At 38.1% G+C, this 23,120-nt stretch carries 22 protein-coding genes and 2 riboswitches; of the genes, 16 read left to right on the forward strand and 6 right to left on the reverse strand.

Annotated features, from left to right (window positions below):
- Positions 1-4: 4 nt before the first annotated feature.
- Both ccoS and ODE14_RS15450 read right to left on the reverse strand, forming a co-directional pair.
- Entirely contained in the window at positions 5-229 is a 225-nt protein-coding gene (ccoS, locus tag ODE14_RS15445; protein WP_248388905.1) for a cbb3-type cytochrome oxidase assembly protein CcoS, read from the reverse strand.
- A 109-nt stretch (positions 230-338) separates the two neighbouring features.
- Positions 339-2,717, reverse strand: coding sequence for a heavy metal translocating P-type ATPase (locus tag ODE14_RS15450; RefSeq protein WP_263602070.1), 2,379 nt, complete (start codon positions 2,715-2,717; stop codon positions 339-341).
- An 89-nt stretch (positions 2,718-2,806) separates the two neighbouring features.
- Between ODE14_RS15450 and ODE14_RS15455 the strand changes: the two genes are divergently transcribed.
- The 13 genes from ODE14_RS15455 to ODE14_RS15515 all read left to right on the forward strand — a co-directional run bounded on the left by ODE14_RS15455 (position 2,807) and on the right by ODE14_RS15515 (position 13,653).
- A complete protein-coding gene (locus tag ODE14_RS15455; RefSeq protein ID WP_248388901.1) occupies positions 2,807-3,520 on the forward strand; it encodes a Crp/Fnr family transcriptional regulator in 714 nt (237 codons plus the stop codon).
- 59 nt (positions 3,521-3,579) lie between these two features.
- Positions 3,580-4,395: a 3-methyl-2-oxobutanoate hydroxymethyltransferase gene (gene panB, locus ODE14_RS15460; protein WP_248388899.1), complete on the forward strand. Its 816-nt coding sequence runs from the start codon at positions 3,580-3,582 to the stop codon at positions 4,393-4,395.
- Positions 4,396-4,397: 2 nt separating this feature from the next.
- The gene (locus ODE14_RS15465; protein ID WP_248388897.1) at positions 4,398-4,721 is read left to right on the forward strand and encodes a hypothetical protein; all 324 of its coding nucleotides are present in this window, start codon (positions 4,398-4,400) and stop codon (positions 4,719-4,721) included.
- Between the two features lie 3 nt (positions 4,722-4,724).
- A complete protein-coding gene (locus ODE14_RS15470) occupies positions 4,725-5,402 on the forward strand; it encodes an RluA family pseudouridine synthase (protein WP_263602071.1) in 678 nt (225 codons plus the stop codon).
- Between the two features lie 107 nt (positions 5,403-5,509).
- The gene (locus ODE14_RS15475; RefSeq protein WP_263602072.1) at positions 5,510-6,097 is read left to right on the forward strand and encodes a glycoside hydrolase family 19 protein; all 588 of its coding nucleotides are present in this window, start codon (positions 5,510-5,512) and stop codon (positions 6,095-6,097) included.
- 622 nt (positions 6,098-6,719) lie between these two features.
- A riboswitch (TPP riboswitch) is annotated at positions 6,720-6,818 on the forward strand.
- Positions 6,819-6,874: 56 nt separating this feature from the next.
- Complete coding sequence (thiS, locus tag ODE14_RS15480; RefSeq protein ID WP_248388891.1) at positions 6,875-7,081, forward strand: sulfur carrier protein ThiS; 207 nt, start codon at positions 6,875-6,877, stop codon at positions 7,079-7,081.
- Positions 7,082-7,099: 18 nt separating this feature from the next.
- On the forward strand, positions 7,100-8,911 hold the full coding sequence (gene thiC, locus ODE14_RS15485) for a phosphomethylpyrimidine synthase ThiC (protein ID WP_263602073.1): 1,812 nt from the start codon (positions 7,100-7,102) through the stop codon (positions 8,909-8,911).
- On the forward strand, positions 8,908-9,492 hold the full coding sequence (locus ODE14_RS15490) for a thiamine phosphate synthase (protein ID WP_263602074.1): 585 nt from the start codon (positions 8,908-8,910) through the stop codon (positions 9,490-9,492). Before thiC ends, ODE14_RS15490 begins: the two co-directional genes overlap by 4 nt.
- Positions 9,468-10,211 carry a hydroxymethylpyrimidine/phosphomethylpyrimidine kinase gene (locus ODE14_RS15495; RefSeq protein ID WP_263602075.1) on the forward strand — a complete coding sequence of 248 codons (744 nt, stop codon included), beginning with the start codon at positions 9,468-9,470 and terminating at the stop codon, positions 10,209-10,211. Before ODE14_RS15490 ends, ODE14_RS15495 begins: the two co-directional genes overlap by 25 nt.
- Positions 10,212-10,304: 93 nt before the next feature.
- Positions 10,305-10,919: a thiamine phosphate synthase gene (locus tag ODE14_RS15500; protein WP_263602076.1), complete on the forward strand. Its 615-nt coding sequence runs from the start codon at positions 10,305-10,307 to the stop codon at positions 10,917-10,919.
- A complete protein-coding gene (locus ODE14_RS15505; protein ID WP_263602077.1) occupies positions 10,916-11,692 on the forward strand; it encodes a thiazole synthase in 777 nt (258 codons plus the stop codon). The genes ODE14_RS15500 and ODE14_RS15505 overlap by 4 nt, the downstream gene beginning before the upstream one ends.
- Before the next feature lie 12 nt (positions 11,693-11,704).
- The gene (gene thiH, locus ODE14_RS15510; RefSeq protein WP_263602078.1) at positions 11,705-12,823 is read left to right on the forward strand and encodes a 2-iminoacetate synthase ThiH; all 1,119 of its coding nucleotides are present in this window, start codon (positions 11,705-11,707) and stop codon (positions 12,821-12,823) included.
- Between the two features lie 119 nt (positions 12,824-12,942).
- Positions 12,943-13,653 carry a HesA/MoeB/ThiF family protein gene (locus ODE14_RS15515; RefSeq protein ID WP_263602079.1) on the forward strand — a complete coding sequence of 237 codons (711 nt, stop codon included), beginning with the start codon at positions 12,943-12,945 and terminating at the stop codon, positions 13,651-13,653.
- 157 nt (positions 13,654-13,810) lie between these two features.
- On the opposite strand, the gene ODE14_RS15520 is transcribed toward ODE14_RS15515, so the two are convergent.
- The 3 genes from ODE14_RS15520 to ODE14_RS15530 are packed head-to-tail and all read right to left on the reverse strand — an operon-like array spanning position 13,811 to position 17,806.
- Complete coding sequence (locus ODE14_RS15520; protein WP_263602080.1) at positions 13,811-16,045, reverse strand: outer membrane beta-barrel family protein; 2,235 nt, start codon at positions 16,043-16,045, stop codon at positions 13,811-13,813.
- A gap of 58 nt (positions 16,046-16,103) precedes the next feature.
- Entirely contained in the window at positions 16,104-16,919 is an 816-nt protein-coding gene (locus ODE14_RS15525; protein ID WP_263602081.1) for a DUF5694 domain-containing protein, read from the reverse strand.
- A gap of 47 nt (positions 16,920-16,966) precedes the next feature.
- Positions 16,967-17,806 carry a DUF5694 domain-containing protein gene (locus ODE14_RS15530; RefSeq protein WP_263602082.1) on the reverse strand — a complete coding sequence of 280 codons (840 nt, stop codon included), beginning with the start codon at positions 17,804-17,806 and terminating at the stop codon, positions 16,967-16,969.
- A gap of 183 nt (positions 17,807-17,989) precedes the next feature.
- On the opposite strand from ODE14_RS15530, the gene ODE14_RS15535 reads away from it, so the two are divergent.
- Together ODE14_RS15535 and ODE14_RS15540 are read left to right on the forward strand one after the other, a co-directional pair.
- Positions 17,990-19,006, forward strand: coding sequence for a sensor histidine kinase (locus ODE14_RS15535; RefSeq protein WP_263602083.1), 1,017 nt, complete (start codon positions 17,990-17,992; stop codon positions 19,004-19,006).
- Positions 18,993-19,676 (forward strand): LytR/AlgR family response regulator transcription factor, encoded by a 684-nt coding sequence (locus ODE14_RS15540; protein WP_263602084.1) that lies wholly within the window; start codon positions 18,993-18,995, stop codon positions 19,674-19,676. Before ODE14_RS15535 ends, ODE14_RS15540 begins: the two co-directional genes overlap by 14 nt.
- A 52-nt stretch (positions 19,677-19,728) precedes the next feature.
- On the opposite strand, the gene ODE14_RS15545 is transcribed toward ODE14_RS15540, so the two are convergent.
- Positions 19,729-21,996, reverse strand: a complete 2,268-nt coding sequence (locus ODE14_RS15545; protein ID WP_248388864.1) for an aconitate hydratase — start codon at positions 21,994-21,996, stop codon at positions 19,729-19,731.
- Between the two features lie 102 nt (positions 21,997-22,098).
- Here ODE14_RS15545 and ODE14_RS15550 point away from each other — a divergent pair, with 102 nt between their 5' ends.
- Positions 22,099-22,896, forward strand: a complete 798-nt coding sequence (locus ODE14_RS15550; RefSeq protein WP_263602085.1) for a WG repeat-containing protein — start codon at positions 22,099-22,101, stop codon at positions 22,894-22,896.
- Positions 22,897-22,997: 101 nt separating this feature from the next.
- A riboswitch (TPP riboswitch) is annotated at positions 22,998-23,089 on the forward strand.
- Positions 23,090-23,120: the final 31 nt, after the last annotated feature.

Consider the following 23,120-nt stretch of genomic DNA (forward strand, 5'->3'; position numbering starts at 1 on the left):
TCAACTATTCACTTTTTTCTTCAATTTTTTTACTTTCTCCTTTTTCATCATCGTTTTCATTGCTGCCAGGCTCTTCTTTTTCCCTGATTTCATCAGAGTCGAAAAGAATTCTTACAGCCGGGGATTCATCATCCTCAAACTGTCCTTTTCTGGCATACACTATAAACACGACCAGGAAAACTGCAGCCAAAGAAACACTGCATAGGATCATTAAATATAGAATATCCATTAGACAACAAAATTAACCTATTTTCGGGGTTCAAATTTAGTGAAAAATAATGATATTCGTCACGAAATACGGCTTTTGCCTAATTTAAAACCAGTCTAAATAAGGGCGTTTAAGCGTTTTTTTTGAAATATTTCCTGCCCAGTATCCAGGTTGAAAGAGTAGTGAATGAAACAACTGTAATGGAGCTTGCCGGCATGATCAAAGCGGCGAAAAGAGGATGCATATGTCCTGTAACTGCGTAACTTAAGCCGACAACATTGTAAAGAAAACTGATTATGAATGTCATCTTCACAATTGTCATCGAACCCTTGCAGACATTCAGGTATTTATCGAGAAGTACCACTTTTTCACCGTCCATAATGACATCGGAAGAAGGGGTGAAGCTATTGGTGTCGTCAGCAATCGCTATTCCCACATTACTTTGCTTTAATGCTCCGGCATCGTTAAGTCCGTCTCCAAGCATCGCTACTTTAAAGTTTTGATCCTGAAGGTTTTTGATGTAATTCAGCTTGTCTTCGGGACTTTGGTTAAACGCCATTCCTTTGGATGCAGGAATCAATTCTTTAAGTTGGTTTTCTTCTGAAGCATTATCGCCACTGAGAATGAAAACATGGTATCCGGCAAGTTTTTTAAAGAGATTTTTTAGATTTTCGCGGTATTCATTTTTAAAAATAAATTTACCGATAAACTCATTGTTTTTGCTGATATACACTGCTGTTTCCAGATTTTTTGACTCCTGATTATTGTACCTGGCTGAGCCGATTTTATAGAGATTGCCTCTCACCATCGCTTCGTATCCTTTCCCTGAAATCTCTCTGAAATGTTCTACCTGATAATAGTCGTCATTTACTTCAATAAAATCATACAACGATTTTGATAGGGGGTGATTGGAGTTCTTTAAAAGCGTTTTTATATTCAGTAAATCAAATTCTTGAATCTCTGCTCCCTCGTAAGTAATATTGGATTTTTTTCTGTGGGTGATGGTTCCTGTCTTATCAAAAACAATCGTATCGAGTTTAGCAATTTTCTCGATGGTGATCGTGTCTTTTACATAAAATTTATTTCGTCCTAAAATCCTCATGATATGTCCGAAAGTAAAAGGCGCGGACAGGGCAAGGGCACAAGGGCAGGCAATAATCAGAATGGCGGAAATTACCTGGAACATTTTATTAAGATCAATAAAATACCAGTAAATTCCGGAGATTAAGGCAATACCTAAAATAATGAAAGTGAAGTACTTACTGACCTTGTTCGTTAGGGTGTCAAGCCCGGTTTCATGTTTTTTGAAAGCTTCTTTGTTCCAAAGCTGGGTAAGGTAACTCTGGTCAACATTCTTGATCACTTCGAGTTCAAGAGAAGAACCGATCTGTTTTCCGCCTGCGAAAATTTTATCTCCAGGTTGCTTGCTTATGGTAGCGCTTTCACCCGTAATAAAACTGTTGTCTATATTTCCGTCGCCATTTATGAGGATGGCATCCACCGGAATGATTTCCTGATTTCTTACTAAAATACGGTCTCCGATTTTAATTTCCGAAAGCAGAATATTGTCCTGCTTTCCGTCAAAATCAACTTTTGTAACGGCAATAGGATAAAACGATTTATAATCCCGGTCGTAAGAAAGTGCGCTGTACGTTCGTTTCTGGAAAATTTTACCAAGAAGCATGAAGAATAAAAGTCCGCACAGGGTGTCAAAATATCCAGGACCATAGTCGGTTGCCACTTCATAGAGGCTCCGTCCGAAGAGTACGATAATTCCCAGGACGATAGGAACATCAATATTTACGATCTTATTTTTCAGTCCGTACCAGGCAGATTTATAATAATCTGAAGCCGAATATACTACCACCGGAATTGCCAGCAGACACATTAGTGCGCGGAAAAGTCCTTTGTAATGCTCCATCCAGTAATCTTCACCGCCGATATATTCCGGAAAAGCAAGGAACATTCCGTTTCCGAAAGCAAAAGCAGCAATAGCAAATTTTACCAGAAGTGATTTGTCAAGATGTTCAACATTTTTATCCGCAGTTTCAAGACTGATAACCGGCTTATAGCCCAGATTGGTGAGGAAATTAGCTAATTCGCTTAGTTTTAATTCATTATGATTGAATGAAACCTGCAGCGTCTTTCTGGTGAAATTAACCTGCGAATATTTAATGTTTTTGTTTAATGTATGAAGGCTTTCCAATAACCAGATGCATGAAGAACAGTGGATTACTGGGATTTTAAAAGTGATGAGACTGGTGTTTCCTTCAGAAAAATCAGTCACCTTTTCAAAGATTTCCGGGGTGTCTAGATAATCGAACTGCCCGGAATTTTCATCACCGGGGCGAATTCCTGCTCTTTTATTAAGCTCGTAAAAATTGTTTAAATTATTAGCATTTAGAATTTCATAGACCGATTTACAACCGTTACAGCAGAAAGTCTTTTCATCAAATAAAATTCTTTCTTTTTCGATACCTTGGCCACAATGAAAACAGTTCTCGCTCACCTTCATAAATTATTGAACTACAAAATTATAACAATTTTTTTTGTTTATCGAGTTAAAAAGTTCTATTTTTGTGATAAATGTCATATAAAATGTCGCAGGAACAACAGATTGCCATCGAAGAAAGGTTCGCCAGAGTTTTTAATGATAAATCATTTAAAGAGAGACTTTCCAGTGCTGATTTTGAAAAATATCTCAACGCCAAAAAGAAGTTTACTTTCCAGAAACATGATACGATTTTTGAGGACGGAGAAACTCCCAAGGGAGTGTTTGTTTTAGAAAAAGGAGCAGCGAAATTATCAAAATCGGGAGCATTCGGAAAAGACCAGATCTTAAGATTTATTAAAGAAGGTGATATCATCGGTTATCGTTCTTTGCTTTGTGGAGAAAACTTCCAGGCAAAAGCGGAAGCCATGACTGATATTGAGGCTACTTTTCTGCCTGCAGATGTTTTTATGTATCTTCTTGAAATAGATTCTCAATTATCTTTTGTTATGCTTCAGAAGATTTCCTATGAATTGGGCGAGTCTTCTAATACGATTACCTTCCTTGCACAGAAAACGGTGAGGGAGAGACTTGCGGAAATCTTGCTTCTTCTGGAACAGAAATTAGGTGTAGATCCTGAAGGTTTTATCAAAATTTCGTTAACAAGGGAAGAAATCGCCAACATTATAGGTACGGCCACCGAAAGTGCCATCCGTCTTATTTCCGAATTTAAAGGAGATAATCTCATTGAAGTAGACGGAAGAAATATCAAGATTCTCAACCACGACAAATTAATGAAACTCGGTCACGTAGTTTTATAAAATCATACAAAATTGAAGTCGGCTCAGGGCCGACTTTTTAACTTTTAAATAGATACAATATGTCTGTTCATTCTGAAATTAAGAAAGTTACAACGGAAACCTTGCGCAAAATGAAATTTGACAAGGAAAAAATAACCATGCTTACAGCATACGATTATACCACAGCAAAAATGGTGGATGCCGGAGGGATTGATGCGGTTCTTATAGGCGACTCTGCTGCCAATGTCATGGCGGGCTTTGAAACCACACTTCCCATTACGCTGGATCAGATGATTTATCATTCTCAAAGTGTAGTAAGAGGTACAGACAGGGCATTGGTGGTTGCCGATCTGCCTTTCGGAACCTATCAGAGCAACCCGGAAAAAGCTCTGGAATCTGCAGTGAGAATGATGAAAGAAGGAGGAGCACATGCTGTAAAAATTGAAGGGGGAAAAGAAATCTCAAAATCAATTAAAAAAATTATCAATGCAGGTATTCCTGTGATGGGGCATTTGGGTTTAACGCCTCAGTCTATCTATAAATTCGGAACCTATAAAGTAAGAGCAAAAGAAGAAGCTGAAGCAGAAAAATTAATTGCGGATGCGCAATTGCTTGAGGAATTGGGATGCTTTGCAGTGGTTTTAGAAAAAATTCCTGCGGATTTAGCTAAAAAAGTAACGGAATCGATCTCTATTCCTACCATTGGGATAGGAGCAGGAGCGCATTGCGACGGGCAGGTCTTGGTCTACCATGATATGGTTGGAATGAACAAAGGTTTCAGTCCTAAATTTTTAAGAAGATATCTTGATCTTTATACCGAAATTACAGGTGCTGTAGAGCAATACGTGAAAGATGTGAAAAGTCAGAATTTCCCTAACGAAAGTGAAAGTTATTAATCATGAATAATCAACAAACAATCCAGGGAGTACTTTCTATTGTAGCATTATTGTGTCTTGTAGTAGGCTGGTTTGATCTTTTCTCTCCCGATATCAATATATTGCTTTCCCGGAGAGTATTTTATGTGCTTATCGGAATAAGCTTTTTTCTTCAGGCTCCGTTGATGACGACAAAAAATTTTATGTATGCCATGTATGCAGCAGCAGGATTATGTGTGGTGGGCGCGCTTTTCCCGGTAGACTGGAAAATTTCCGGAATTAAAACATTAGGTCTTCTCGGAGGAATTATACTTTCATTTTCAAACAGACCCAATTATCGTCAGTAAAAAATGGAGGAACAGATTGTGTATGAAGACAACCATCTTCTGGTGATCAATAAAAAAGTAGGGCAGCTGGTACAGGGTGATAAAACCGGAGATGATTCTTTACTGGAACTGATTAAAAATTTTATCAAAAAAAGAGATGACAAACCGGGGAATGTATTTCTTGGTCTGGTTCACCGTATCGACAGGCCCACATCGGGTCTGGTGATTTATGCCAAAACTTCCAAAGCTTTGTCCCGTCTCACGCAAATGGTAAAAAACCGGGAAATTAAAAAAATATACTGGGCTGTTGTTACCAAAGAGATGATTCCGCAGTCCCAGAGGCTGATTCATTTTTTAAAGAAAAACGAAAAAAATAATAAAGCCATCGTTTTCCCGAAAGCCACTGAAGGTGCAAAAGAAGCAATTCTTACTTATCATATCATCAAAAATCTGGATAATTATTTTCTTCTGGAAATAGACCTGGAAACGGGAAGGCATCACCAGATCAGGGCCCAGCTTTCAAAAATCGGGGCTCCTATTAAAGGAGATCTTAAATATGGTGCAGCACGTTCCAATCCTGATGGAGGAATAAACCTTCACGCCCGAAAACTGGAATTTATTCATCCCGTTACCAAAGAAAATATTGAAATCACGGCTCCCGTTCCGCAGAATGACGCAGTCTGGAGAGCCTGCGAAGAATAGCAATCAATTAAATTCCGTAGAAATACTTATCGGAAAATAGTAGAATCCCTGTAATGGTTTTTGTTTTTTTAAGATAGTTTTACCTATCAATTTAAAGAACAATAATCATGCTTACACTTGGACAACTTAAAGAGGCAACCTGCTCAAAATCTGCTTACGCTTCGCAATTCTTACCGTATGTTATAGCAACATGCGATAAGTTTTCCGTCAATACCCCTTCCCGAATGCTGAATTTTTTGGCACAGGTCGGTCACGAAAGCGGCGGACTGTTTTACACCGAAGAACTTGCCAGCGGAAGCGCATACGAGGGAAGAAAAGATCTAGGAAATACTCAGAAAGGAGATGGGGTAAGATTCAAAGGAAGAGGGCTTATCCAGATTACCGGAAGAGCCAATTATAAAGCAGTTTCACTTGCTTTAGGAACAGATTTTGTGGCAAATCCCACATTTTTAGGAGGTAAAAATGTTACGAAATGTAATGCTATCCAGCTTAAAAATGCGGCAGAAAGTGCGGGATGGTTCTGGAATAGCAGAAATCTCAATGCATTGGCAGATCAGATTGATATTACCAAAAATATTGATACGGGCAACAACCTTGTTGTTTTTAAAAAAATTACCAAAGCTATTAACGGAGGATACAACGGTCTGCCCGACAGACTAAACCGTTATAAAGCAGGATTAACTTATTTTCTTTAATTGTAACAGACTATATTCAGACTGAAGATAGTCTTTATTTTTTAGGAGCTGTTCCCCGCTTTCGCTACTCGCTTTTTTTGGTTTCGGCAGCAAAGCACGCCGAAACCAAAAAAAGCGAGTAGACACACCGATCAATCGCGGCTAAGGTAGCGGGCACTCATTTCAATAATGGGAAATATAAAAATAATTGATTATCAATAAAATGAAGCGAAAATTAAATCTGTGTCATTTACGAAATTTGTGGGAGATCAAAAAGAAAAAATCATAAACCAATAAAATTTCATCAAGCTTCGCGAAGCAAATCCATTTGCCTTTGCTTACTAAAATAAGAACCCTAAATGGGAACTCTTTGCGTTAAAACCAAAACATCTGCATCATCCGCAAAATCTGCGAGATAAAAAATTAAAAAACAGTTCATAAAAGAATATTTTAAAGCTTCGCGCAGCAATTTATTGCCTTTGCATCTTAAATAGAATTCCATAAAGAAAACTTTGCGTTTAAAAGCTTGGGAATTAAATAAAAAAATCAGTCATCAGTCGGAAAAATAAAATAACATTCATCATTTTAGCTATCCTTCCGTCAACAAAAAATTTTGCTCATTTCAAAAAAATGTCTACCTTCGTTTCAACTTTAGGGGTGTCTGTTTATAGCAGGCTGAGAATTTACCCTTTGAACCTGATTTCTAGATCATACTAGCGTAGGGAAAAGTGAAATGACTTTGCTGTACATTCTATTGTACAATGATGGGCATTCCTAAAGTATATAAAAAATTTAGGAATGGAACTCATAATCAACCACACTGTAAGAAATTTTGAAATACTTCCCCAAACACTGGAAGCATTACTTGCTATAGAGATTCCCCACAAAAGAAAAGGAATTGCCGTAGCACTTAATAACCGCATTATTCCGCAGTCATCCTGGCCGGAAACATTCCTCAACGATAAAGATTCAATTTTAATTATCACTGCCACGCAGGGCGGTTAACCTACAATATCAATCACTATGGCTCATAACATCACCCGTTCGCCGTTTCCAAACTCTAAAAAAATCTATGTTGAAGGAAAAATACATCCGATCAATGTAGCAATGCGCGAAATAGAATTAAGTCCGACAAAACTATCCAACGGAACATTGGAACATAACCCTCCGGTTACAGTATATGATACCTCAGGACCTTATACCGATGAAAATTCTGAAATCAACATCGAAAAAGGACTGCCAAGAATCCGTGAACAATGGATTTTAGACCGAAATGATGTAGACATTCTTGATGGAATTACCTCAGAGTACGGAAAAGCCCGCCTTGCAGATTCAAAATTAGATGAATTGAGATTTTCTTATAACCACAAACCCAAAGTAGCAAAAGAAGGAAAACAGGTTACCCAATTATATTACGCAAAACAGGGCATCGTTACTCCCGAAATGGAATACATTGCCATCAGGGAAAACCAGAGAATCGAGCAGCTGGATTCCGTTACAAAGGAAATGGCTTTTCAGCATCAGGGAAATAGCTTTGGTGCAAAAACGCCAAAAAATAAAATTACACCTGAATTTGTAAGAGACGAAATCGCAGCCGGAAGAGCCATTATTCCGAATAATATCAATCACCCGGAAAGCGAACCGATGATTATAGGACGGAATTTTCTTGTTAAAATTAATGCGAACATCGGAAACAGTGCCGTTTCATCAAGTATTGAAGAAGAGGTGGAAAAAGCAGTCTGGGCCTGCCGTTGGGGAGCAGATACGATAATGGATTTGTCTACCGGAAAAAACATTCACGAAACCAGAGAATGGATCATCAGAAACAGTCCGGTTCCTATCGGTACCGTTCCGATTTATCAGGCGCTGGAGAAGGTAAAAGGTATAGCAGAAGATCTAACATGGGAAATTTTTAAAGATACGCTGATCGAACAGGCGGAACAGGGCGTTTCCTACTTCACAATTCACGCGGGTGTTTTATTGAGATATATTCATTTAACGGCAAAACGCGTTACGGGAATTGTCTCCAGAGGCGGTTCGATTATGGCAAAATGGTGTCTTTTTCATCACAAGGAAAACTTTTTGTACACCCATTTCGAGGAAATCTGCGAAATCATGAAAAAATATGATGTTGCCTTTTCTTTAGGCGATGGTCTTCGTCCGGGCTCTATTGCTGATGCCAATGATGAAGCACAGTTTGCCGAACTGGAAACTTTAGGAGAATTAACAAAAATCGCATGGAAGCACAATGTTCAGGTCATGATCGAAGGTCCCGGCCACGTTCCGATGCATATGATTAAAGAAAATATGGAAAAACAGCTGGAAGTATGTGATGAAGCTCCTTTTTACACGCTAGGACCATTGACAACGGATATTGCGCCCGGTTACGATCATATTACTTCAGGAATCGGAGCGGCAATGATCGGTTGGTTCGGATGTGCCATGTTGTGTTATGTAACACCGAAAGAACATCTGGGACTTCCGAATAAAGAAGATGTGAAAGTAGGAGTGATTACTTATAAGCTGGCGGCCCACGCTGCAGACTTGGCGAAGGGGCATCCCGGTGCTCAATACAGGGATAATGCGTTGAGTAAAGCCAGATTTGAATTCCGGTGGGAAGATCAGTTCAACCTTTCTCTTGATCCGGAAACGGCAAGATCATATCATGATGAAACACTTCCGGCAGACGGTGCAAAAGTGGCACATTTTTGTTCGATGTGCGGACCAAAATTCTGTTCCATGAAGATTACCCAGGAAATCCGCGAATCTGCAGAAAAAGGAATGCTGGATAAATCCCAGGAATTCATCGAAAAAGGGAAAGAAATTTATATATGATCATCATTATCACTCCTGAAAAAATAGTTCCTAATGAAACTGAAGTCATCAACGAATTATTTCAGGAAGGTTTAGATCTGCTTCATATCAGAAAACCGGTCATGAATTTAGAAGAAATGAAGGATTTTATTCAAAAGATAAATTCTGAATTTCATCACCGATTGGTTTTGCACAGTCATTATGATTTGGCTGAAAGTTATAATATTTCAAGGCATCATTTTAGAGAAATTGACAGACATAATGAGTTATATAAATCTTTAAGAGATAAAACGATTTCGACATCTGTTCATGATATTGAAACTTTTAACGAACTAAGTGAGAATTGGGAATATGCTTTTATCAGTCCTGTTTTTCCGAGTATTTCTAAAAAAGGATATGGAAAAGATTCAGAAATTTTAAATGATATTAAAAAAAGAAATCACTCAAATGTAAAACTAATTGCGCTGGGAGGAATTCATGAAGATAATATTCATATAATTTCAGACAGTAACTTGGATGGAGTGGCTTTGCTCGGAGCGATCTGGGAAAATAATCAACCGATAGAAATATTTAAAAAATGCAGACAGGTCGTCCTTTTGTAATGAGTATTGCCGGGTTCGATCCAAGTGGTGGAGCAGGTCTACTGGCGGATGTTAAAACATTTGAACAGTTAAAAGTCCAGGGATTGGCTGTCTGTACGGCAATGACTTTACAAACAGAATCTGAATTTTTTGGAATTCAGTGGCAACCTTTAGAAGATATTTTAAACTCAATTCATGTTTTAATGAAAAGCTATGATGTGAAGGCCGTAAAAATAGGGGTGATAAAAGACGCGGAATTTTTAAATGAAATTATTAAGACAATCAAATTAATTAATACTGAAGCTAAAATCGTTTGGGATCCGGTTTTGAAAAGCACCTCTGAATTTTCTTTTTTTGATTTAAATACTATTTCTCAACTGGGAAATGTTTTGCATCAACTTGATCTAATCACACCCAACTACAATGAATATAAGGTTTTAAAAGAAAATGGGTTTTTTGAAAATCCGAGAAATTCATGTGCAATATTAATGAAAGGAGGGCATCGCGAAGACAATGTAGGAACAGATATTTTACTCGAAAACGGTGAAGAAATTTCAATTGAACCCCATGATAGAAATTGTGTCTACTATCCCAAACACGGTTCAGGTTGTGTGCTCTCTTCTGCAATTACAGGTCATTTAGCTTTAGGAGAAAATCTGGAACAGGCCTGTCGGAAAGGAAAGTTATACATTGAGAAATTTCTGGCAAGCACATCTGCTTTATTAGGTTTTCATTCTTAAATGGACATTAAATGTTACCCCTTTACTGAATGAATGCAGTTGCGATTTAAAAACAATTAAAAAAAAACTTAGCGCCTTTGCGGTTAAAAATAAATGGAAAAATTACAATACATCTCTCAGGGTTTCACAATAGAAGAACAGGAAAGGAATATCCGGAAAGCGCTTGATAATGATGTAAAATGGATTCAGGTACGCTGGAAAAATGCTCCCGAAAGAGATTTTATTAAGCTCTGTGAAATTTCAAAAACATTATGCTCAGATCATCATGCTGTTTGTATCATTAATGATCACGTCCGGATCGCAAAAGATATTGATGCCGACGGCGTTCATGTGGGACTCAATGATATGTCAGTTGAAACTGCGAGACATATTTTAGGAGAAGATAAAATTATCGGAGGGACAGCTAATACATTTCAGAACGTTCTTCAGCGAATGGTAGAATCGTGTGATTATATTGGACTTGGTCCTCTTAGATTTACAACAACTAAAGAACAGCTGAGTCCGGTTTTAGGATTCAGAGGATATCAGAACATTGTCCAGGAATTACATGACAAATCACTTGAAATCCCTAAAATTTTTGCCATCGGCGGTGTGGTACTGAATGATATAGAATTATTACAGCAAATCGGAATTTACGGAGTGGCTGTTTCAGGACAGATTACGGAGCAGCCTTCTATCATTACCAAATTTAAAACAGCATTACAATGAATAATCAAAAATTAATAATAGCAGACAGAACCTTTGAATCAAGATTGTTTCTGGGAACGGGAAAATTCGGGAACGTTTCCGAAATGACAGACTCTGTCATTGCATCGGGAAGCGAAATGGTAACGATGGCACTTAAGCGTATAGACTCTCAATCTTCAGAAGATGATCTGCTGAATGCCATCCAACCGACAGGAGTTCATCTTTTACCGAATACTTCAGGAGCGAGAACAGCTAAAGAAGCAGTATTGGCAGCACAGCTGGCAAGAGAAGCCCTGGAAACCAACTGGGTAAAACTCGAAATCCATCCAGATCCGAAATATCTGCTTCCGGATCCTATCGAAACATTATATGCTACGGAAGAACTGGCAAAATTAGGATTTATCGTAATGCCATACATTCATGCTGATCCTGTTTTATGCAAGCGTCTTGAAGATGCCGGAACTGCGGTTGTGATGCCTTTGGGAGCACCAATAGGAACCAATAAAGGTCTTAAGACAATTGATTTTTTAGAAATTATTATCAGCCAGAGTAATGTTCCTGTGGTAGTAGATGCAGGAATTGGGGCACCCTCCGATGCGGCAAAAGCCATGGAAATGGGTGCTGATGCGGTTTTGGTGAACACCGCAATTGCCGTTGCCCAAAATCCGGTGCAAATGGCATTAGCTTTTAAAGAAGGAGTAATTTCCGGAAGAAGAGCTTTTGAATCCGGATTAGGAGCAATAGCACAGCATGCTGAAGCTTCAAGCCCGTTAACATCTTTTTTGTTTGACTAATATGTAAGTAAAATGAAAAGTTTTAAAAAAAATTTCGATCAATACCAATGGAATGACGTGAAAGAAAGGCTGGAAAAAGTAACGCTGAATGATGTTGAAAAAAGCCTGCAGAAAAAAAATAAAACCATACAAGATTTTTTAAATTTTATTTCACCTGTTGCTTCTCAGAAGTTAGAGACAATGGCAAAAATGGCACAAAGCCTTACTCAGAAGCGATTTGGTAAAACCATTCAGCTGTATGCACCGCTTTATCTTAGCAATGAATGTCAGAATATCTGTACTTACTGCGGTTTCAGTTTGGATAATCCTATCAGGAGAAAAACACTTTCCGATACGGAACTGATGATGGAAGCCGCCGTTTTGAAATCCATGAGTGTCAATCATGTTTTGCTGGTAAGCGGTGAAGCCAATAAAACAGTCGGTATTGAATATTTTCTGAATGCCGTACGGCTTTTGAAATCACATTTTGCTAATATTTCGATTGAAGTTCAGCCCTTATCGGAAGAAGAGTACCGAAAGCTGCATGAAGCAGGAGTAAACGCGGTTTTGGTTTATCAGGAAACCTATCATCAGGAAGTATATAAAGAATATCATCCGAAAGGAAAAAAATCAAATTTTGATTTTCGCTTGGAAACACCGGACAGAATCGGAAGCGCCGGAATTCACAAAATAGGATTGGGAGTTTTACTGGGATTGGAAGACTGGAGAATCGATAGTTTCTTTAATGCGCTGCATATAGATTATCTTCAGAAAAATTATTGGAAAAGCAAATATTCCGTTTCATTTCCGAGACTGAGGCCTGCCGAAGGTATTATAGAACCTAATTTTATCATGGAAGATAAAGATCTGCTTCAGCTGATCTGCGCATACAGAATCTGGAATGAAGATCTGGAAATTTCAATTTCGACAAGAGAGAATGAAAAATTTAGAAATCATATAATTTCATTAGGAGCAACAACAATGAGTGCGGCTTCTAAAACTAATCCGGGGGGCTATTCCGTAGACAAAGAATCTCTGGAACAGTTTGAGACCAGCGATGAAAGAAGTATGGATGAAATTAAAAATATGATTAAAAAATCAGGCTACGATCCTGTAATGAAAGACTGGGACTCGGTTTACAGCGGGATATAAAACTTAAAAAAACAGCATTTATCATTTGCTGAATGAAATGCCTTTGTGAACGAAATATTCAGAATAATTTTAAAGTTACTTGCGTTCTCTGCGTTAAAAAAATCAACAATAAATTATTAATGAAAAGCGAAGACATCTTTGCACGCTACAGCCGACAGATCTTTATCGAAGAAATCGGTCTGGAAGGTCAAAGAAAAATACTAAATTCTAAAGTTTTGGTGATTGGGGCTGGTGGTCTAGGCAGTCCGGTCATTCAGTATCTGGCTGCTGCGGGAGTCGGAACTCTGGGTGTTACAGATTTTGATAAGGTAGAACTTCACAATTTAAACCGACAGATTGTTCACAATGAAAATACGATTGGCATTTCTAAAGTAAAAAGTGCTGAAAATTTTGTCAGAGCCTTAAATCACCAGATTCAATATATTGGCATTGAACAAAAAATTGATGAAACAAATGCTGAAGACCTGATTTCCGAATTTGATATCATTGTTGACGGTTCCGATAATTTTACAACGAGATATTTGGTTAATGACATTTGTGTAAAACTTCAAAAACCTCTGGTCTATGGAAGTATTCTCGGGTTTTCCGGACAGGTTGCAATTTTTAACTACAATGGAAGCAAAAACTTAAGGGATATTTTCCCGGAGCCTCCTGTTGATGAAGATTTTCCGGATTGCGACAGTCTGGGAGTTTTAGGAGCTCTGCCCGGAATTGTCGGAAGCATGATGGCAAATTTAACACTAAAGATCATTACAGATCTGCCATTGCAGCTGAATCAACTGACTCTGATTGATACCTTACGCTGGCGTTTTCAGACTATTGATTTTTAAACAAAAATTTCAATATTTCACGGTGGTACAGGTAAATATTATTCTTAAGTTTTGGCTAAAGCCGTCAAGAAGTAATATAGAAAAAGCGGACTTTAGTCCGCTCCAATTGATAAAATACCTTTTAAACTTTAATATGATATGAACATTCATATTTAGTTTATTGTCCCTGCTGCATCACGCCGCTATTTTCTTCTTTCTTCGTCTGGTTCAGGATATTGGCATCTTCTTTAGCCAGCTTGTTTTTCGTTGGAATCTTATAATTTATGGATAATCCGAAGTTTCTCGTATCATATTTACTTCTTATAAATACAGATTCTCCTGATGGCGGGTTTGAACGTACCTGCATTACCTGTCCGTTGAAAATATCATTCGCGAAGACAGAAACAGTCAGACGGTTGTCCATGAATTTCTTCGTTAACGTAAGGTCAAAAGAATTGTTGAAAGGCTTTTCTGCTGTGAAGTAGAAATATCCCGCTTTAGGAGTTAAATAACTATAATTTGCTGTCAGCTTTATTTCTTTCGGTAAAATAATCTGCGTCATGAGATTGAAAATCCAGAAGCCTCTGTTATTCAGATTATCAATGTCATGTTTCTGGTATCCGGCATAAATGTACATGAAATTAATTTTATCAGGGTTAAAATTAAACTTCATAATTTCGCTCAGAGGTTTACTAAAGATCATAAACGGAACAGGCAACCCGACATTGAAGTTATGAATTCTCATGTCTGAAATATTAATCTGCTCATTAAACAGGTTCTTGCCGTCTTTCCTGATAATCTGCGCTACCTGATTTTTTGCAGAGCTCACACTGTAACCGATAAATGCATAATCGAAAGCCGAAATTTTCAGTTCATAATTATCGAAAATAGTAGGCTGAAGGTTCGGATTACCGGTTACCTGCGTATTCGGGCCCTGGAATGTTACGTTATTCGGGTTCAGTGCGGAAATACTTGGCAGGTTTATTTTTTTGTTATAATTCGCCGCTACATAGACCTGGTTCATCAGATTGTACTGAACACTGGCATTCGGAAATAATTTAAATTTATTAAAAGGAATAAGATCTGCTTCAATAAGGGTATTGGTTTGATCGTTATATCTTGTAATACCGGAGATGTCATAATTTTCTGCACGGGTTCCCAATATAAAATCAAATTTTTTGAGTTTCGCCTGGAATTCCAGATAGGTTGCAGTTGTTTGTCTTGTATAATCCAGGTTGGTGATTCCTTTGCTTTCCGTGTCGAATTCCTGATGCTCATATAAACCGCCCAGGCTTACTTTTCCACCGTCAAGAAGATTCAGTGGTTGAGAATAGTCTGCTTTAAAATTAGCGACTCTCATATCAGAGGTATTATCCAGAACATTACCCAAAGAAATCCTTGGTTCCCATAAACCGGTATCGGCATATTTTTTATCTCTGAAAATATTATCCTGAACAAACTTACTGTCGGATTTTGTATAACCAAACTGAAAATCCAGTTTTTGAGCCTTGTCTGAGAAGCGCTTTTGGTAAGTAACTACTGCTTCCTGTCTCGTGGTAAGTGTATGAGCAGCATCGGACGCATCAAAACTAAAATCTCTGTAGGTATATTGTTGCGGATTTGTGTTCGGAATCGGTTTGGCTTCCTGTCCGTCTCCGTCACTTAATGTGTAATTGTCATTGTTGTTATGGTAAATATCATAATTTACAAGCAACCGGTCCTGCCCCAAGTCAAAAGTCAGTCCCGATTTTGCAAAATATCCTCTTCCGAATCTGTCGGTATTGCTTGTTAAAAGATTATCCTGCTTGCCGCTCAGCATACTTTCACGATAATTTTGGCCGACATTTAATTGCCATCCGAAGATTTTATTTCTTGCATTTAGATTGAGGGAATTGCTCGTTCTGCTTCTGTATTTATCGTAATTTGTAAAAGAGTAGTTGCCGGAATAGGTTGCCGTTAAATATTTATTAGCATTTTTATTGGTGATGATATTCATAATGGCCCCTCCGGAAGTCGCCGGAAATTCTGCACCTGGCTGTGTGATTACTTCAATCCGGTCTACCGAATTGGCAGGCATGCCTTCCAGAAAAGAGTTCAGCTCATTAGAAGTAATATTTAAAGGTCTTCCGTTGAGGTATACGTCCAGTACCTTTCCCTGATACATCATTCCTGCAATATCGGTGGAAACAAGCCCGGGAAGTTTTTTGATACCTTCCAGGACATTGCCGTTATTCAGCTGCGGTTGTTCAGAGAAGTCGAAAATCGTACGATCGGCTTTCTGCTCAACGGCTTTTTTAGTTTTGGTGATCGTAATTCCTTCAATTTGTTTTTCTTTTACCTGATTATTGGTCTTTTCTTGGGCATAAGTAAACACCGTACCCAGAAATGATAAGGCAATAATTGTTTTTTTCATAATGTCTTGTCGTATCAGGTTAGACGCATGAAATTTATTTTTGTTACAGGCTAAGGCTTTATTTTATATACTTTAAAACAGATTCGGGTCTGTATTTGGGGCTTCTCTTCAGGAAATCCATAAAAAATGCGGTATGGGTGCCTCCCATCAGCAGTACGATGCGATCATTCTTGTTGATGTTGATTTTATTGAAGTTTGAAAACATCACAAGGTTTCGGTGATACATTTTAGCAGCCTCGTCGGCTCCTTCGTTCCTGTCTTTTGTGGAGACATAAGTCAGCAAATCTGCATTAATGTTAATCAGCATATTCAGCATTTGAGGATGATTGTTGAGTTTAAACAGTTCGCGGAAGGTCATTTTATCCTCCGGGTATTTTTTCTCAGCGGCATCCACCAATGCGCCATATCGCTCATAGGTGGCGTCGTCCCGTTTGTTCTTAAGATGATAGTAGAGGCTGTAGTCGTATCCTTCTTTATAATCTATACCGAAAATTTTAGAGGTTCCGGACAGCCTTCCGATTTCGAAAGCCAACAGCTCGATCTCTCCCGGGTTTTGGTATTGTTTTTCCGGATTTTGAAGATATTCCAGGTATTCTTCGTTAAGAGCAGTGTTGTTTTCGGGAAGATCTTCCACCACGATAATGGACGGACTGAATGCGGCAATCTCTGCGGCGATTTCATGGATTCTTTTTTTATTTTCTGCGTTGTGCTCATCAAATTTGGTTGTGTTTGCATCAGAAGTATTGCCCATGTGAAAGGTGGCGATGTTTAAAACAGCAACTGCATCGTCTAATTTGTCTTTAAACTGAAACGTTTGGGCCTGCAAATATGCTGCAAAGGCAAGGAAGAGCGTGGTAAAATGTATTGTTTTCATTGTTAATAATGACTAAATTCTCTAATGTGTGGTAAGCTGCTTAAATTTTATTTCAAAGAATCGAATTCCGTATAATCGAAATCAGGGGATGATGTGAATAACTGTCTCAAAACAGAGGCGTGCCCATTGCCTACAATTACCAGCAATCTGTCTTCCGGGTGATGTGGAATATTCTGAATATTTCTGAACATTCTCAGGTTTCTGTCGTACCAGTACAATGCCAGCATATCTGCGCCATCATGTTCTCTCAGCTTAAAATCGCCACTCAGGTATGCTCCGTATTCATGCTGATGGTATTCTTTCCCGTTCGTATATTTGAAAAGATCCAGCAATGATCTGAAGTTTTTGGGTTCCGAGGTTTTAAAGAAAGTATTGTACTGTTTTGAAACAGGATCATCGCTTTGAAAGTCGTATTCTGCACTCAGATTCTTGAAATATAGGGAATCGGTTTTGGCAAATTTTTCCTGCAGATCATCCAGCACCGAATTTGCATCTATGCTATACAGCTCGTTAATCTTAAGCTCTTTTGCAATACGCATGGCCAGCTGATACCGCTCATCCCTTTTATTGGCATACTTCCCTTCCTTGTATTCTTTTAGTTTCTGGTTGGCATTCCAGTTCGGAAATGCTTCGATCGCAATTTTTGTTGGTTTGAACTTTTTAATATAGTCCACAAGCTCAGTGACTTCTTTTGCCGTTTTTGGAGACAGTACATCAATCTGGTCCCCTTTTTCAGTTTTGTGGGCATCGAGATTCGGATAGTCAAAATGGAAGGATCCTACGACGAGCACCTGCGGTTTGGTACCGGAAAAATATTCCCCAGGCTTTTTCTGGGCGGTAATAAGGGTTGATAAACAAACCAGAAATATATATAGTACTGTTTTCATAAATAGGGATTTAGGTTAATAATAGTCTGTACTGTTGCTGACAAAATTATTGTTTGTGGCCTGAAGACGAAATGCCATTTCGACCAACCATCCTAAAACAGGTGCAAAATGAACTCATCGGGAAAAAGGGACGGTTTATCGAAGAAACAGTGTACATTTTCATAGAAAGTCTATTTTTGCGGTATGAAAAACAGCAAACTGCTTTATCTGCATATTTTCTTTTGGACGATCTATATTATTGGAGCGGTTCTGATTCCTTATTTTGTCTTCCATTCCAACGCTACTGTATTTAATATAACCTTTTTTATTACCAGTATCATCTGTTTTTACGTCAACTATTTTATTGTCGTTCCCAGGTTTTTTGACGCCGATAAAATTTATAAATCCTTTATTGCCTTTTTCCTGAGCGTAAGTTCTTTTGTATTGGTGAGATATTTCGCAGAGGAATGGTTTCTGCCCACCTATTTCGGGATCAGGAATTATTCAGAAGATACCGGTTTCGGCTTTTATTTCTTCGATAATATTTTTTACAGCAGCACCACGATCTTTATCAGCACTACGTTCTGGTTCTTCAAATATTCCATCATTGCGGAAGAAGAGAAATCCCAGCTTGTTGAAGCCAAAAAAAATGCGGAATTACAGGCGCTGAAAACCCAGATCAATCCTCATTTCATCTTTAATTCTTTAAATAACATCTATTCTCTTGTATATCAGAAATCGGATAATGCTTTGCCCGCCATTGAAGAGTTGAGCCGGCTGCTGCGGTACAGTACGAAAGATCTCGGCGAAGACCGGATTGCTCTGGAAAAAGAAATTGGCTACATTGAAAGTCTCATGGCCTTGGAAAAACTCAGAATTAAAAACCCGGAACTGCTAGTGTTTGAAAAGAAAATCCTTCATCCGAATCTTAGCATATCACCGATGATCCTGGTTCCGTTTGTTGAAAATGCTTTTAAGCATGGCGATTTTAGAAATAAAGGCTTTGAAATGAGAATTTCCGATGAGAATAAGATATTACATTTTTATCTTTTAAATTATAAAAAGGAAAAGATGAAAGATTCGGTATCAGGAATTGGTATTGAAAATGTGAGAAAAAGACTGGAAATTTTATATCCTCAAAAATATACGCTTAACATTAAAGACTCGAAACAGGAATTTGTGGTAGATTTAAAAATTAATTTAAGAGATGAAAACCGTTAAATGTATTATTGTCGATGATGAGCCGCTTGCCATCTCTTTACTGGAAAATTATGTGCAGAGAATTCCTTTTCTCGAACTTGTGTTTTCCTCTGAAAATCCTATTGAAGCTTTAGAATATATTCAGATTAATGAGACTGATCTTGTGTTTCTGGATATCCAGATGCCTGAACTGTCCGGTATTAATTTCATGAAAATCCTCGGTGATAAGGTGAAATATATTTTAACAACCGCTTATTCCGAATATGCTCTGGAAGGCTATGAACATCATATTGTAGATTATCTTTTAAAACCGATTTCATTCGAACGTTTTCACAAAAGTGCCGTAAAGGCGCAGGAACGTTTTTCGTTGGGAAAACAAGAACAGGACTATTTCTTTGTAAAATCTTCAGGAAAACAGCATAGAATCAATTTTGCAGAGATTTTATATGTTGAAAGCATTCGGGATTATGTTAATATAAAAACTTCAGAAGAAGAGTTTATTGTTCTGGACACTTTGAAATCAATGGAACAGCAGCTTCCTGAAAGCTCCTTCATGCGAATTCACAAATCTTTTATTGTTAATTTAAATCATATTAAAAATAGCACAACCAAAAAGATTATCATCGATCCGGAATATGAAATTCCGATAGGGGAGCGTTACAGGACGAATTTTTTTAACCGGATCAAATAAAAAAGCAACTTCAATTGAAGTTGCTTTTTCTATTATTAATTAAATCTAACAATTAATTTTCTTGTTGCTTAATCAGGTTAAGTGCAGAACCGGCTTTAAACCATTCGATCTGCTGATCGTTGTACGTATGGTTTGCCATAATGATGTCTTTAGTTCCGTCTGCATGAACGAACTCCAAAGTAAGTTGTTTCCCCGGAGCAAATTGCTCAAGATCAAGGAAATTAACCGTATCATCTTCCTGTACTTTATCGTAGTCGGCTTCATCAGCAAAAGTTAATCCAAGCATTCCTTGTTTCTTAAGGTTAGTTTCGTGGATCCTTGCGAATGATTTTACCAATACTGCTTTTACGCCAAGGTGTCTTGGTTCCATAGCGGCGTGCTCTCTTGAAGAACCTTCACCGTAGTTCTGATCTCCTACAACGATTGATGGAACTCCAGCAGCTTTGTAAGCTCTTTGTACAGCTGGAACTTCACCGTATTCACCGGTAAGCTGGTTTTTCACCTTGTTGGTTTCCATGTTGTAAGCGTTTACCGCTCCGATCAGCATGTTGTTGGAAATATTATCTAAGTGACCTCTGTATTTCAACCATGGTCCAGCCATAGAAATGTGGTCAGTCGTACATTTTCCGAATGCTTTGATCAAAACTTTAGCACCTTCAATATTTTTACCGTCCCAAGCCGGGAACTCTTCTAACAACTGAAGTCTGTCTGAAGTAGGGCTTACGTTTACTACAACATGAGATCCGTCTTCAGATGGAGCCTGATATCCTGCGTCTTCTACAGCAAAACCTTTTGCAGGTAATTCAGAACCTTTTGGCTCGTCTAATTTGATCTGCTCACCAGCTTCGTTTGTTAAAGTATCTGTAATAGGGTTAAAGTCTAATCTTCCCGAGATTGCTACTGCAGCTACCATTTCAGGAGAAGCTACGAAAGCGTGTGTATTCGGGTTACCATCTGCTCTTTTCGCAAAGTTTCTGTTGAAAGAGTGAATAATAGAGTTTTTCTCTCCTTTTTCAGCACCTTCTCTGTCCCATTGTCCGATACAAGGTCCACACGCGTTGGTAAAGATTCTTGCATTTTCGAATTTTCTGAAAGAGTCTAAGAATCCGTCTCTTTCAGCAGTGTATTTTACCTGCTCCGAACCTGGGTTGATCCCTAAGATGGCTTTAGGCTTAACACCTTTTGCGACGGCGTCTTCCACGATAGAAGCAGCTCTTGATAAATCTTCGTAAGAAGAGTTGGTACAAGATCCGATCAATGCCCATTCAACTTCAAGTGGCCATCCGTTAGCTTCCGCTTTTGCTCTGAATTCGGAAACCGGTGTTGCCAAATCCGGAGTGAAAGGTCCGTTTAAGTGAGGGGTAAGCTCAGAAAGGTTGATTTCTATTAATTGGTCGAAATATTGTTCTGGGTTTGCATATACCTCAGCATCACCTGTTAAATGTTCTGCAATCTGATCTGCAGCATCCACAACATCCTGTCTTCCTGTAGAAGCAAGATATCTTCTCATGGAATCATCATATCCGAAAGTGGAAGTCGTAGCACCGATTTCAGCACCCATGTTACAGATGGTTCCTTTTCCTGTTGCGGAAAGAGATTCTGCTCCTTCTCCGAAATATTCTACGATACATCCTGTACCACCTTTTACGGTAAGGATTCCTGCTACTTTAAGGATAACATCTTTTGCGGAAGTCCATCCGGACATTTTTCCGGTAAGTTTTACCCCGATCAGTTTAGGCATTTTAAGTTCCCATGCCATGCCAGCCATTACGTCTACTGCATCAGCACCACCTACACCAATTGCAACCATTCCTAGACCTCCTGCATTTACCGTGTGAGAATCGGTACCGATCATCATACCGCCAGGGAAAGCATAGTTTTCCAATACTACCTGGTGAATGATTCCAGCTCCCGGTTTCCAGAAACCGATTCCGTATTTATCGCAAACAGAACTCAAAAAATTGAAAACTTCCGAGTTTTTATTGATACCTTCCTGTAAATCTTTATCAGCACCTACCTTTGCCTGGATAAGGTGATCTGCGTGAGCCGTTGAAGGAACAGCTACTTTCGCTTTTCCTGCCTGCATAAACTGCAGAAGCGCCATCTGCGCAGTTGCATCCTGCATTGCTACTCTGTCCGGTGCAAAATCTACATAAGAATTTCCTCTCTCATACGCCTGTGTAGCATTTCCTTCCCAAAGGTGAGTGTATAATATTTTTTCTGATAATGTAAGAGGTTTTCCCACAATCTGTCTTGCTGCTGCAATCCTTTCAGGGTAGCGCTCATACACTTTTTTGATCATATCGATATCAAATGTCATATCTCAAAAACGTTTTAAAATTATCAAACAATTATAAATGTTCCCAAAATTACGAAATTTTAATATTTTATGGGAGTTATATTATTTAGATTCTTTATAAATATGAATTTTATAATTTCTATTTTTCATTGTATTTTTGCCGTCAATATGGGTTTAAAAAAAATAATTCAGGTTCTAAGTGTTTTAATTTCGATAGTCGTTTTTTCTCAGAAATCGGTTCCGAAAAAAATAGCTGTAAAAAAGAAAGCAGTGACTTCTGAAAAAAATATAAGTTTACCGGTTGTCAATCAGGATCTTCCGTTATTAATTCCGAAGAAAAAAAATGGGAATTTCGGGTATGTGAATCAGGAGGGTAAGTTTGTCATCCAGCCCGAATATCATATTGCCGTATTTTTTTATGAAGATTGTAATCTCCTGAATTCCCCGAATGAAAAATTTCGGAAATTCGGTACCGCAGATTATGCAACGGTAGAAAAAGACGAAATTTCATATAGAATAGACAAAAAAGGAAACAGAGTCTATCGTTTTAAGAAAGAAGATCTTGGAAAATGTGTTCACAAGGAATATATTCAACAGCTGTATCAGGCTTATATTTTAAATGGTTTTTACGGAATCATAGAAAAAGCAACTTTTAAAGATCCTGCGGATTACACGCAGTTTCAAATCTATCCTCAATATGAATATCTCTTCATTCTTGAAGGCGATGATGTAGCCAATCCGATGATTGTTGCTTCAAAAAACAATATGTTTGGAGTCATTGATGTACACAACAGGGTAATTATTCCATTTGAGTATGACGATATTAAACGCAATTTTAGCTGGAAACTGGGTAAAATGTTTGATGTTTCGAAAGATGGGAAAAATTATTACTACATCGACTCAAATAATAATACTTACTGATTTTAACCCTCATCAAATGGGGTGCATTTGAAAAATTCTTTCAATAATGAGGGGTGCTAAATTTTTTAAAGTATATCTGATAATAATTTTGTAATTTTGCGGCAGAAATAAAGGGGTGCTGTCACAAGCTGAGATTATACCCAATGAACCTGGAACGGGTAATGCCGTTTAGGGAAACATGTAAATAATTGATATGATTATTGATAATTTATTAGCAAAAAATA

Source organism: Chryseobacterium sp. PET-29, assembly GCF_025736815.1.
Taxonomy (GTDB): domain Bacteria; phylum Bacteroidota; class Bacteroidia; order Flavobacteriales; family Weeksellaceae; genus Chryseobacterium; species Chryseobacterium nepalense.

Excerpts from the sequence above, each read along its gene's own strand:
- ccoS (WP_248388905.1), bottom strand. The coding sequence starts at position 229 with ATGGATATTCTATATTTAATGATCCTATGCAGTGTTTCTTTGGCTGCA.
- ODE14_RS15455 (WP_248388901.1), top strand. The coding sequence starts at position 2,807 with ATGTCGCAGGAACAACAGATTGCCATCGAAGAAAGGTTCGCCAGAGTT.
- panB (WP_248388899.1), top strand. The coding sequence starts at position 3,580 with ATGTCTGTTCATTCTGAAATTAAGAAAGTTACAACGGAAACCTTGCGC.
- ODE14_RS15465 (WP_248388897.1), top strand. The coding sequence starts at position 4,398 with ATGAATAATCAACAAACAATCCAGGGAGTACTTTCTATTGTAGCATTA.
- ODE14_RS15470 (WP_263602071.1), top strand. The coding sequence starts at position 4,725 with ATGGAGGAACAGATTGTGTATGAAGACAACCATCTTCTGGTGATCAAT.
- ODE14_RS15475 (WP_263602072.1), top strand. The coding sequence starts at position 5,510 with ATGCTTACACTTGGACAACTTAAAGAGGCAACCTGCTCAAAATCTGCT.
- thiS (WP_248388891.1), top strand. The coding sequence starts at position 6,875 with ATGGAACTCATAATCAACCACACTGTAAGAAATTTTGAAATACTTCCC.
- thiC (WP_263602073.1), top strand. The coding sequence starts at position 7,100 with ATGGCTCATAACATCACCCGTTCGCCGTTTCCAAACTCTAAAAAAATC.
- ODE14_RS15490 (WP_263602074.1), top strand. The coding sequence starts at position 8,908 with ATGATCATCATTATCACTCCTGAAAAAATAGTTCCTAATGAAACTGAA.
- ODE14_RS15495 (WP_263602075.1), top strand. The coding sequence starts at position 9,468 with ATGCAGACAGGTCGTCCTTTTGTAATGAGTATTGCCGGGTTCGATCCA.
- ODE14_RS15500 (WP_263602076.1), top strand. The coding sequence starts at position 10,305 with ATGGAAAAATTACAATACATCTCTCAGGGTTTCACAATAGAAGAACAG.
- ODE14_RS15505 (WP_263602077.1), top strand. The coding sequence starts at position 10,916 with ATGAATAATCAAAAATTAATAATAGCAGACAGAACCTTTGAATCAAGA.
- thiH (WP_263602078.1), top strand. The coding sequence starts at position 11,705 with ATGAAAAGTTTTAAAAAAAATTTCGATCAATACCAATGGAATGACGTG.
- ODE14_RS15515 (WP_263602079.1), top strand. The coding sequence starts at position 12,943 with ATGAAAAGCGAAGACATCTTTGCACGCTACAGCCGACAGATCTTTATC.
- ODE14_RS15520 (WP_263602080.1), bottom strand. The coding sequence starts at position 16,045 with ATGAAAAAAACAATTATTGCCTTATCATTTCTGGGTACGGTGTTTACT.
- ODE14_RS15525 (WP_263602081.1), bottom strand. The coding sequence starts at position 16,919 with ATGAAAACAATACATTTTACCACGCTCTTCCTTGCCTTTGCAGCATAT.
- ODE14_RS15530 (WP_263602082.1), bottom strand. The coding sequence starts at position 17,806 with ATGAAAACAGTACTATATATATTTCTGGTTTGTTTATCAACCCTTATT.
- ODE14_RS15535 (WP_263602083.1), top strand. The coding sequence starts at position 17,990 with ATGAAAAACAGCAAACTGCTTTATCTGCATATTTTCTTTTGGACGATC.
- ODE14_RS15540 (WP_263602084.1), top strand. The coding sequence starts at position 18,993 with ATGAAAACCGTTAAATGTATTATTGTCGATGATGAGCCGCTTGCCATC.
- ODE14_RS15545 (WP_248388864.1), bottom strand. The coding sequence starts at position 21,996 with ATGACATTTGATATCGATATGATCAAAAAAGTGTATGAGCGCTACCCT.
- ODE14_RS15550 (WP_263602085.1), top strand. The coding sequence starts at position 22,099 with ATGAATTTTATAATTTCTATTTTTCATTGTATTTTTGCCGTCAATATG.